General features: G+C 67.4%; 8 protein-coding genes and 1 riboswitch. Of the genes, 3 read left to right on the top strand and 5 right to left on the bottom strand.

The window, feature by feature from the left end; translation table 11 throughout:
* Positions 1-10: 10 nt before the first annotated feature.
* Positions 11-1888, bottom strand: coding sequence for a TonB-dependent receptor domain-containing protein (locus tag AC07OD_RS01880; RefSeq protein ID WP_494594810.1), 1878 nt, complete (start codon positions 1886-1888; stop codon positions 11-13).
* A gap of 84 nt (positions 1889-1972) precedes the next feature.
* Positions 1973-2210: riboswitch (cobalamin riboswitch) on the bottom strand.
* Positions 2211-2246: 36 nt separating this feature from the next.
* Here AC07OD_RS01880 and AC07OD_RS01875 point away from each other — a divergent pair.
* From AC07OD_RS01875 to AC07OD_RS01865, 3 genes are all read left to right on the top strand, one after another.
* Positions 2247-2471, top strand: coding sequence for a DUF904 domain-containing protein (locus tag AC07OD_RS01875; protein ID WP_218294155.1), 225 nt, complete (start codon positions 2247-2249; stop codon positions 2469-2471).
* Positions 2468-2833 (top strand): cell division protein ZapA, encoded by a 366-nt coding sequence (locus AC07OD_RS01870; RefSeq protein ID WP_218294154.1) that lies wholly within the window; start codon positions 2468-2470, stop codon positions 2831-2833. Before AC07OD_RS01875 ends, AC07OD_RS01870 begins: the two co-directional genes overlap by 4 nt.
* A 381-nt stretch (positions 2834-3214) precedes the next feature.
* A complete protein-coding gene (locus AC07OD_RS01865; RefSeq protein ID WP_218294153.1) occupies positions 3215-4030 on the top strand; it encodes a sulfite exporter TauE/SafE family protein in 816 nt (271 codons plus the stop codon).
* Between the two features lie 86 nt (positions 4031-4116).
* Here AC07OD_RS01865 and AC07OD_RS01860 read toward each other — a convergent pair whose 3' ends face one another.
* The 4 genes from AC07OD_RS01860 to hemN form a co-directional block, all read right to left on the bottom strand.
* Positions 4117-6564 (bottom strand): sensor domain-containing protein, encoded by a 2448-nt coding sequence (locus tag AC07OD_RS01860; protein WP_494594807.1) that lies wholly within the window; start codon positions 6562-6564, stop codon positions 4117-4119.
* Entirely contained in the window at positions 6561-7859 is a 1299-nt protein-coding gene (locus tag AC07OD_RS01855) for a cyclic di-GMP phosphodiesterase (protein WP_218294151.1), read from the bottom strand. Before AC07OD_RS01855 ends, AC07OD_RS01860 begins: the two co-directional genes overlap by 4 nt.
* A gap of 210 nt (positions 7860-8069) precedes the next feature.
* Positions 8070-8828, bottom strand: coding sequence for a sulfite exporter TauE/SafE family protein (locus AC07OD_RS01850; RefSeq protein ID WP_494594805.1), 759 nt, complete (start codon positions 8826-8828; stop codon positions 8070-8072).
* A 5-nt stretch (positions 8829-8833) separates the two neighbouring features.
* Positions 8834-10216 (bottom strand): oxygen-independent coproporphyrinogen III oxidase, encoded by a 1383-nt coding sequence (gene hemN / locus AC07OD_RS01845; RefSeq protein WP_218294149.1) that lies wholly within the window; start codon positions 10214-10216, stop codon positions 8834-8836.
* Positions 10217-10272 lie beyond the last annotated feature (56 nt).

Here is a 10272-nt window from a genome sequence, read left to right as displayed (position 1 = left end):
AGGGGGTGCTTCACTGCGGGGCCCACTTCACGCCGACGTAGGCGGTGCGGCCCGCGGTGGCGTAGGTGCGGGCCAGCTCATAGTGCTTGTCGGCCAGGTTGTCCACGCGCGCCACCAGGGTGAAATCGCGAGCAACCCGCGTGCTGGCATACAGGCTGACCAGCGTGTAGCCGCCCAGCACCGTGGTGTTGGCGGCGTTGTCGAAGCGGCGGCCAGAGGCTTGCACCTCGGCGCCCACCGTCCAGCCAGCGAGTTGCGTGTCGGCTCCGAGCGTCCCGTGGCGCTTGGAGCGGCGGGCCAGCAGCTTGCCCGTGGCCAGGTCGCGCGGGTTCTGCAGATCGAGCGAGCCGCGCAGCTGCACGCCGCCGAGGCGGTACGAACCCGCCAGCGTCACTCCCTTGTACTCGGCCCGCGCGGTGTTCACGTAGCAGCCGAAATCCGACGGACAAGGCCCTGCGGCCCCGAACGTGATCAGATCCTGCACCCGGTTGCGGTAGGCGGTGGCGGAGAAGCTGCTGCCGCCCTCGGCCCAGCGCAGACCCACCTCGACATTGCGGCTGCTCTCGGGATTGAGCGACCCCGTGCCGTACTCGCTGAAGCGGTGGTACAGCGTGGGGGCCCGGAAGGCCGTGCCCACCGATGCCGTCGCGCGCCACTGGGGCGCAAAGGCGTAGCCGTAGGCCAGGCTGCCCGTGCCCTTGCCGCCGAACTCGCTGTCCGCGTCGTGCCGCACATTGGCCTGCACCGTGTGGCCGCCCGCGCTGTAGCCATAGCCCAGCGCAACGGCGTCCTGCGAGCGCTTGCGGTCGATGGGCTTGTTTTCCAGGTTGTCTTCGCGGCGCTCCAGCGCGGCGGTCAGCAGGTGCGCACCCTCGCGCCATTCATTCTGGAACAGGTAGCCGCGCAGGTGGGTATCGCTCAGGTACACCGAGGGCTTGGTTTCGTACCTGTCGCGCGAATCGGTCAGCTGCAGGCGCGTCTTGTACTGCGGGGTCCATTGCGCCTGCCAGTTCAGGCCCAGGGCATGCAGCCTGTGCTTGTTGCGGTCATCCTTGCCCAGGCCGCTGTCGTAGCCGCTGTCGAGGTCGTTGACCAGCAGCGTGCCTTCCAGCCGGTGCATGGCGTTGACCTGCAGGCCCACCCGCGCGTTGGCAGAGGTGCTTTCATACCCGTCGCGGTCGGGGTTCTGCGTGGCGACGGTGCGCGCGTTGAAGCCCTTGCTTTCCTCGCGTGCAATGCCCAGCGCGTAGTCGATCGTGCCGCTGGCACCGCTCACACCGGCTTCGATCTTGCGCGTGCCGTGGCTGCCGAACCCCACGCCCACATAGGGCGCGGTACCGTTTTCGCCGCGCTTGGTGAAGATCTGCACCACCCCACCCATGGCGTCGGAGCCATAGACCGCGCCCGCCGGGCCGCGCAGCACTTCGATGCGGTCGATCTGCGCCAGCGGGATCGACTCCCATGCCGCACCGCCGGTGGATTGGGAATCGATGCGCACGCCGTCGATGTACACGGCCGTGAAGCGCGACTCAGCGCCGCGCAGGAACACGCCCGTGGTCGTGCCGGGGCCGCCGTTGCGCGAGAACTCGATGCCGGGGACACGGGCGAGCACGTCGGCCAGGCCGGTGGCGCCACTGGTTTCGATGGTCTCGCGATCCAGGACGGTCACATCGGCCACCAGGTCGGACAAGGGCTGGGGCGTGCGCGTGGCGGTCACCACGGTTTCGGTCAGCGAGGGCGCGCGCAGGTTCTGCGCCAGCAGCACGGGGCCGCCGGCATCGGCCTGCTGGGCCTGCACGGAGCAGGCGCCCACAACGGCCAGCGCCACCAGCGCGGGACGCAGGCACAGCGGCGCAGCAAGGCGCGCACGAGAGGTACGGATTTTCATGGGGAACATCGTCAACAAACAAAACCCGCGCCGGCCTCCCCGCCAGCAAATGGGTGATACGGCTGCGCGCACCCTGATCGGGCGCGTGCAACCACCGTGTTGGCCGGTATCCGGGCTGGCGGAACACCCTTCAAAGCCTTCCCAGGGGCTTGTTCAAGGCACCCAGTGGCATGTGTATGAAGGGGGAATCGGAACGATTCGTCCGCTGACCGTTGCGGGGGCAGCGCAGGCTGGGCGCACCATGGTTGGCGGCACCTCCCTGCTTCCCGTTGAACTGCGGCATGTGAACCACACCGCGAGCACCAACAACGGGATTTTACGACCGTTTACAACCGCCAACCCTACAATCGACAGCTGTATGGCAACACCGTCCACCACCGACCAGATCGCCGAGCGCGTCGAACGCCTGCTGCTGCGGCACGCGGAACTGCAACGCACCAACGCGCTGCTCGCCGATCAGGTGGCCGCCCTCGCGCAGGAGCGGGATTCGCTCAAATCGCGCCTGAGCGCGGCCCGCGCCCGGGTTGACGCGCTGCTGGAGCGGCTGCCCGCGGCGGCCCCTGTCACGAAAGAATCCGAATGAAGCAAATCGAGGTGCAGATCCTGCAGCAAAGCTACCTGCTGACCTGCCCCGAGGGGCATGAAAGCCGCCTGCTGGATGCCGTTGAACGCGTCGACACGGCCATGACCCGCATCCGCGACGCCGGCAAGGTGCGCGCCCGTGAACGCATCGCGGTGCTGGCCGCGCTGAACCTGGCTTTCGAGATTGCGGACCGCGAGGCGGCCGACCTGGCGGCGGGCGCGGCCGCCAAGTCCTCCCCGCCGCCTGCGGCACAGCCCGGAGCACAGGCCGCCTTGCCCCTGCCCGAGCGGGACGAGGACCACCTCAAGGTCCTGGTCCAGCGGCTCGACGAGGCATTGGGCGAGGACGGGCGCCTGCTCTGACACGGCGCCCCCCGGCACCTCTGAACCCGGCGCGCCGCCCTGCGGTCTTTACATGTCCTGGCGCCGGCGTCGGACTCCGCCAGCGCCTACAATCAGGCTGTCTGCGATGCTGTCGGGCTTTATATTTCCTTGAACCAATGCTCAACGAGCTCGGGCTTGGTACATTGCCCGGTGAGCGTGATCATCTCGCGTCAGATGAACCCAACGCTTGGCTGCCCTCGCCCACCTGAACCCCCGGTTCAGGATGAGAGTCCGGTGGCAATCGCAGACACCTTCTTCCTTCCCCATGCCGCTGTCGCCGCCGCCTCACCTTCCCGCTGAACGGCCGACCGGGCGCCGCCTCCCCGTCCCTTGTTCCCTCCCCTTCTCCCTTTTTGCCCCATGCTGGATCCTCTCCTGATCGTTGAACTCGGTGTACTGGGCCTGGCAACCGGCTTTCTGGCCGGCCTGCTCGGCATCGGCGGCGGCATGCTGCTGGTGCCGTTCATGACGTACATCCTGGGTGCCCAGAAGGTGGCACCGGACCTCGCGGTGAAGATGGCCATCGCGACCTCCATGGCGACGATCATGTTCACCTCGATCTCCAGCGTGCGCGCGCACCACCAGCGTGGGGCGGTGCGCTGGGACATCGTCAAGCGCCTGGCGCCCGGCATCGTGCTCGGTGGATTCATCGCCAGCCTGGGCGTGTTCGCGCTCCTCAAGGGCTCGTTCCTGGCGATCTTCTTCGCGCTGTTCGTGAGTTTTTCGGCCTCTCAGATGTTCCTGGACAAGAAGCCCGCCCCCTCGCGCCAGATGCCTGCCGGCGCGGGGCAGGTGGCGGCGGGCGGCGTGATCGGGTTCCTGTCGGGGCTGGTGGGTGCCGGCGGCGGCTTCGTGAGCGTGCCGTTCATGACGTGGTGCAACGTGCCCATCCACAACGCCGTGGCCACCAGCGCCGCGCTCGGCTTTCCCATCGCCCTCGCCAACGTGGTGGGCTACGTGATTGGCGGCCAGAACGTGAGCGGATTGCCCCCGGCATCGCTGGGCTACATCTGGCTTCCCGCCCTGGCGGTGATCGCGACCTGCAGCGTGCTCACCGCGCCCCTGGGCGCCAGGGCGGCGCACAGCCTGCCGGTCAAGCAACTCAAGCGCGTGTTCGCATCCCTGCTCTTCGGCCTGGCGGCCTACATGCTCTGGAAGGGCATCGCGGCCTCCTGATCCTGAGGCTCTGCCGTGGGGTTACGGCGCAAGGGCAGCGGAGATGGTGGCCAAGGCGGTGGTGCGAAGCCCTTGGCCTCGCGCGCCTAGGTCTGGACGGAATTGCGCCGGCCCTGCGCCTTCAAGGGCAGCGGCTTGCCCAGCAGGGCACGAAACTCGTGGGCAGGAAGCCCGGGCGCGCACAGAAAACCCTGGTAGTGGTCACATTGCATCTGAAGCAGCACCGCCTGCTGGGTTTCGGTTTCCACGCCCTCCGCCACCACCTCCACATGCATGGCGCGCCCCATGCTGATGATCGCGCTCACGATGGCCCGGTCGCCATCGTCGTCGGGCAGCCCGCGCACGAACGACTGGTCGATCTTGAGCTTGTGGATCGGCAGCTTCTTCAGGTACGCCAGGCTGGAATAGCCCGTGCCGAAATCATCGATGGCGAGGCCAATGCCCAGGCCGGCCAGCACGCGCAGGCGCTGCTCCATCTCCTGCGCATCCTGCAGCAGGATGGTTTCGGTCAGCTCCAGCTCCAGCAGCGTGGGCGGCAGCTGGTGCACCGCCAGCAGGCGCGTGATCCGGTCCACGAAATCGGGCTGGCGAAACTCCAGCGCGGACACGTTCACCGAGATCATGATGGGCATGCCGCTGTGCATCCACACCGCCGCCTCGCGCACGGCCTGCTCCATGACCCAGGCACCCAGCGTGACGATGTAGCCGGACTCCTCCGCGAGGGGGATGAACTGCCCGGGCGAGACCGCGCCGAATTCAGGGTCGGTCCAGCGGATCAGGGCCTCGGCGCCCGTGATGCGCCCCGTGGCCATGTTGACCTGCGGCTGGTAGTGCACCGCCATGCGGTCCAGCCCCAGCGCCTGGCGCATCGCATGCTCCATCTGCATGCGCGACAGCAGGTTGGCGTTCATTTGCGGCTGGTAGAAGCCATAGCTGCCCCGGCCGCGCTCCTTGACGCGGTACATGGCGGTATCGGCCTGCTTGATGAGGTCGTCCAGCGTGGCCCCGTCCTGCGGGTACAGCGCCATGCCGATGCTGCACTGGATGGAGAAACCCATGCCGTCGAGCATGAAGGGCTTGAGCATGTCGTCCAGGATGCGGCGCGCCACGCTCTCGGCCACCACGGCATCCCCACCGTGCAGATAGATGACGAACTCATCCCCGCCCAGCCGGCACAGCATGTCCGTCTGGCGCAGGCAGGCCTGCAATCGCTCGGCCACCAGCTGCAGCACCCGGTCGCCAAAGGGATGGCCCAGCGAGTCATTGATGATCTTGAAACGGTCGAGGTCCAGGAACAGGATCGCGAAACCGGTGTCGCTCTGGCGGGCGCCCTGGATGGCCGTGTCTACCCGCTGCGACAGAAGCAGCCGGTTGGGCAGCCCTGTGAGCACATCGCTGTACGCCAGCTCTTCGATGCGCTTCTGGGCCGCGTGCTGCAGCGTCAGGTCGCGCATGAAGCCGATGCTCTGCACCAGCCGCCCCTCGTCGTCGCGCAACGCCACCCACGACAGCTGCACCGCGCAATAGGTCCCGTTGTCCCGGGGAAGCCACAGCTCGCCTTCCCAGAAGCCTTCGCTGGACCAGCCTTGCAGCACCTGTTCCATGAACGCCGCATCGGGGCCGCCGCCAAAGAGAGAGGCCGCCGTGTTGCCTTCGAACGACTTGGCCGACGGGCCCACGAGGCGCTCGCATCCCGGGTTCATGCGCAGGACCCGGTGCTGGCTGTCGGCGATGAAGATCGCGTCCAGGCTGGATTCGAACACCCTGGCGGCAAGGCGCAGGCTGGCTTGTATCTCGGTCTGCCGGGTGATGTCCCGGAACGAGTACACACGCCCCACCGGCCGACCCTGGCTGAACTGGGGGACCGTGCGCAGCTCCAGCACCGCGCCGTTGCGCAGCACCAGGATGTCGGTGCTCTCCTGCATCGGCTCGCGCGCAATCGCGGCCAGGCGCTCCGAATAGGCCGCCGCATCGTTCACCTGCGTGGCCATGTGGGCATACACCGCCCCGTCGTCACGCTCAAGGAGCAGGTCGCGCGGAATGCTCCACAGCTGTGCAAGGCGCTGATTGAACGCCCGCACCCGGCCATCAAGGCTGCAGACGAGCATGCCGTCGGCCGCGGAGTCCAGCGTGGCGCGCAGTTCGGACAGCAGGGTTTCCAGTTCGCGCTCGGTGGCCTCCTGGGCACTGCGGTCCAGCATGGTCAGCATGTACACCGTATCGCCCCCCGCTGCGCCCCAGGGCACGCGGCTTACCTGCCGGTCCACGGGCACCAGCGTGCCATCCGCACGCAGAAGACGGGTGTGGGAATGGATGCCGCCCGCCACCACCTCGGCGGGCTCCCCCCAGAACGCCTGGTCCTGCGGCGTGGTGGCCAGGCCAAGCACCGATGCACCGACCATGGCGGACACGGGGGTCCCTACCAGCCGCTGCGCGGCGGCATTCGCGTGCAGGATGAGCAGGCTGGCCTCATCGACAAGCCAGACGGCTTCCTGCAGCGCGTCCAGCCAGCCGTGGGATTGCGAAACCCTCACGAACCTGCCTCTTCATTGCCGGGACTGACCGCACGCTCGAAAAAGTAACAGATGCGCTGACGGGGAGAGAGATAGTCCAGCGCATCGCGTGGCAGCTGCGCGGGCTTGAGGCTGCGCCGGATGCCCAGCTCGGGCACCGTTTCCAGGTCCAGGATCGGTGCTTCGTCCTTGGGCACACGGGAATCGTGCACGATGACCTTGGGCCGCAGGGGCCGCGACGAGTTGACCGAGGCAACGATCGCATAGCGGTCATTGACCAACTGGACAATGGAGCCCGGCGGGTACACCCCCATCATGCGGATGAATGCCCCCAGAACCACGGAATCGAAGCGCGCCTTGAGCTGCGCGAAGATGACGGACAACGCCTCATGGGGCGTGAGCGCATCCACGCCGTTGGCCGGGTTGCACATGCGGTCGTACCGGTTGACCAGCGCCAGCACCTGCCCCGCCCGTCCCAGGTCAGGCCCCGACAGCCGCAGGGGGAACCCGCTGCCATCGGCCATTTCGTGATGCCGCGCAATGGCCGTCAGCACCGCTTCGGGCAGTCCCATGCGCGTGGCGAATGCCACGGACTCGCCCACGTGGGACTCGTAGCGCGTTCGCTCCATGGGGATCATCGAGGGCGTGGGCTGGCGCAGGTTCGGCGGCAGCTTGAGCTTGCCCAGGTCATGGATCAGGGCCGCGATGCCGAGATCATGCAACTCGGAGCTCTTCATGCCCAGGGCACGGCCCAGCAGCAGGGAGATCACCATCACGTTGATGGGGTGCAGGGCATTGCGCTCCCCAACGCCCTCCGACAGCAACCGGATGACGGAGTCACCGTTCTCGAGGAGTTCCGATACGCAGCCAGCCACCAGCGCATCGCCCTTGGTGCGGGCCTGGTCCGGGTGCTCGGACGCAACGCGTTCGAGTGCCTGGTACTGTCGGGTGGCCTCTCCGAACCGCTGGTTGCAGGCCGCCAAGGTGCGGTTCTGCGCCTCCAGCAATTCGCGCCGGCGCTGCGCCTCCGGGTCCACGGTGGCCGTGGCGCCGGGGGCATCCGGTCCCTGGGCCGAGGGCACCGTCATCTCCGGCACGCTCCAGGCGGCCGGAACCAGCTCCCTTTGCTCAGGATCGCTTTTCTTGGGGACGTATCGAACCTCGGTGAGACCCAGTTCCCGCAACGTCGCGATCTGGTCCGCCGATGCCACCCGGAAACTGCTCACCGGGAACGGATGGTGCATCCAGCCCACATCGAGCTGGATGTACATGCCGACGCGCAGTTGGCTGATGTCAATGAGGATGGAGGAGTTCACTTCGGGGCGCGCGAAACATGGAGACGTGAATGCCACCAATAGTTACACAGATTATCGCCAGTTCGAAGGCCTTGTCGAAGGAGCCCACCCGCGCCGCGGCGGCACGGCAACACTTGCCTGCCCGAAGACGCGGGGCGGGGCAATCCCCCTCATGGGGATGTGGATTACCGAAACCGCCTCGCCCTCAGGCCGCCGCGGCCCGAATGCACGCTAGCGGCACCACAGCGAGGGTTTGTAGACGAGGTCCATCCACAGTGCCCAGCTTGCCACCGCGCAGAGCAGGCCACCGGCGGCGCGCGTCCCCCAGTCCGCGCGCACGGTGTTGAGCCGGGCCCGCAACCGCGTCCAGGCCCAGGGCCCGCCGACCAGCCAGACGCCGCTGCCAATGCCAAAAAGCGCCATGGACAATGCGCCCTCCAGGGGCCCTCCGCTCAAGGCAGCCACCAGCAGCGCCGAATACAGCAAGCCACAGGGCATCAGCGCCCAGAGAAACCCCGCGGCAAGAATGCCCCCCGGTGCACGGACCAGAGGCCGCACGCGCTCCCACACGCCACGGCCCGCCTGCTCCACCCAGAGCGGCTGCCGCGCCTGGACCATCAGCATCAGCCCCCACGCCATCACCGCGACGTGCATCAAGGTCCACGCCGGGCGCAGTGCCATGGACTGCTGAGTGATCCACGCCAGGCTGTCCATGGCCAGGGCGGCCAGCCCGCCCGCCAGCGCATATCCTGTCAGGCGGCCCGCATGAAAGGCCACGGCCCGCCGGGCCACGCCACCGCGCGGTGCCCACCGCACCGCCTGCACCTTCGGGGGAGCCCCCTCCGCCGGCGCCCCGGCGCCCGGGGCGGATGCGCAGCCCGCGCTCCCCTGCCCCACCACGGCGCCACAAGGTGCCGAGCACATGGCCAGGCAATGGGACCCGCCAACGAGCCCCATCAACAAGGCAGTCGAGGCAACCGTTGCAAGCATGGGATTCAGATGATGCGTGAAAAACGCGCGCGGTTGCGGTCTGCCTGCAGATATCGGTCGAAAACCATGGCGATGCCGCGCACGAAGAACCAGCCCATGGCCGTGACCTCGACACCGTCGGGCCTCACCTTGACCAGCCCCTGCTCGGCCATGGTGTCGAGCTGCGCCAGTTCGGCGGAGAAATAGTGCCGAAAATCGAGGAGCCAGGCCTGTTCCATGGGCTCGAACAGCAGTTCTCCCTGGCACATCAAGGACATGATGACGGCGCGGCGCACGAGGTCGTCCCGCGTCAGGGCCAGGCCACGCACCACGGGCAGACGCCCCTGGTTCAGCAGGTCGTAGTACTCATCCAGGGTCTTGGCGTTCTGGCTGTAGGTGGCGCCGACCCTGCCAATGGCCGACACGCCCAGGCCGATCAGGTCGCAGTCGGGCTGGGTGCTGTAGCCCTGGAAGTTGCGGTGCAGGCGGCCCTGCCGCTTGGCGACGGCCAGCGAGTCCTCCGGCAGCGCGAAGTGGTCCATCCCCACATACACATAGCCGGCGCCCATGAACGCGTCGAGCGAACGGGAGAGCATCGACACCTTGCCGGAGGCTGCGGGCAGTTCGGCGGAGAGGATGCGGCGCTGGGGCTTGAACCGCTCCGGCAGGTGGGCATAGGCATACAGCGCAATGCGATCAGGCCGCAACTGAACCACCTGCGCCAGCGTACGGTCGAACGACTCCGGCGTCTGGCGCGGCAACCCGTAGATCAGGTCCACATTGATCGATTCGAAGCCGAGCGAGCGCGCGGATTCCACCAGCGAAAACACCTGTTCGGCGGGCTGGATGCGGTGCACCGCCTTCTGGACCTCGGGGTCAAAATCCTGCACGCCAAAACTCAGCCGGTTGAATCCAAGCTCCGCGAGCACGGCAAGCCGGTCGGCATTGACGGTACGGGGGTCCACCTCGATAGAGTACTCCCCGCCCGGCGCCAGGGTGAAGCTGCGCTGGAGCATCGCCATGAGTTCCCGCAAGCCATCGTCCGACAGGAAGGTGGGGGTGCCGCCGCCCAGGTGCAGCTGGCTCACCACCTGGCCCGTGCCGCAGTGCGCCGTGTGCAGGTCGATCTCGCGGCTGAGATAGCGCAGATAGACTTCAGCCCGGTCGTGGTGCTTGGTGATGATCTTGTTGCAGGCGCAGTAGTAGCACAGCGACTCGCAAAAGGGGATGTGCACATACAGGGACAAGGGCAGCGCCTTGGTCAGGGTGCCCATGCGGCGCTGCTCGAGGGCGAGGGCGTAGTCCTCCTGGCCGAAGGCTTCCACAAACCGGTCGGCCGTCGGATAGGAGGTATAGCGGGGGCCTGGTACGTCAAAACGGCGCAGCAGGTCAGGCGAAACAGCGGTCATGGGGCGAATCCTTGCGTACACCTTGACTGTGCCGTAAGCTGCCCCCCATGTCCTTG

Source organism: Acidovorax sp. GW821-FHT10E03, from assembly GCF_059415205.1.
Note: the sequence above shows the minus strand (reverse complement) of the source record. Positions and strands in the feature narration are given on the sequence as shown.